This window comes from Neisseria sp. P0021.S006, assembly GCF_051956895.1.
Genome location: NZ_JBQCWZ010000552.1, coordinates 1 through 874 on the forward strand (window position 1 = coordinate 1; position 874 = coordinate 874).

An 874-nucleotide genomic window follows, 5' to 3' on the forward strand; every position below is an offset into this window, starting at 1 on the left:
CTTAACAATTATTCTTTAATTCTTGTTAAAAAGGCCGTCTGAAATATTTCAGACGGCCTAAGATTCAGATAGCGTGCGAACAACCGGAAACCATTTTCTTCAAGGTTGTCGCATCTAAGATTTTGATGTGCTTGTGTTCAACCGAAATCAAGCCTTCATGATGGAATTTAGACAAGGTGCGGCTGACTGTTTCCAGTTTCAGCCCCAAATAGCTGCCGATTTCCTCACGCGACATCCGCAAGATAAAATCATTGGCGGCGAATCCTCGTGAATAGAGACGCTGAGACAGGTTAAGTAAGAATGCTGCCAATCGCTCTTCAGCGCGCATATTGCCCAAAAGCAGCATAACGCCCTGATCTCGGACAATTTCGCGGCTCATCAAGCGGAAAAAGTGGGAGCGGAGGCTGGGAATATCCTGACCGAGTTCTTCAATATGTGTAAACGGAAGCTCACATACCTCGCTGTCTTCCAAAGCCACAGCATCACAGCTGTGAATATGGGAACAAATCCCATCCATACCGATCAGCTCGCCCGACATAAAAAAGCCGGTTACCTGATCTCGTCCATCTTGGCTGGCGACTGTTGTCTTAAAGAAGCCCGCACGGATGGCAAACAAAGAGGTAAACGGCTCGCCGGCACGGAACAGGTATTCACCTTTTTTCAGACGGCGGCTTTGACGAATAACCGCGTCCAATTGTGAAAATTCGTTAGGCATCAGTCCGACAGGCAAACACAGCTCGCGTAAAGAACATGTGGAACACAAGGTTTTCATTTGATGTGTTGCATTGTGTGTGGCCATAACGCACCCTTAATCTGCATAGTTCTATAAATCCCTGATGAAGCCGAATAACTATTGACCCAAGTCAAAGTCGGC

1 protein-coding gene is annotated in these 874 nt (G+C 46.8%); it reads right to left on the reverse strand.

Annotated elements, in window-relative coordinates; genetic code table 11:
- Positions 1 to 64 precede the first annotated feature (64 nt).
- On the reverse strand, positions 65 to 799 hold the full coding sequence (gene fnr, locus ACTHUM_RS15625; RefSeq protein WP_039862092.1) for a fumarate/nitrate reduction transcriptional regulator Fnr: 735 nt from the start codon (positions 797 to 799) through the stop codon (positions 65 to 67).
- Between the last annotated feature and the right edge of the window lie 75 nt (positions 800 to 874).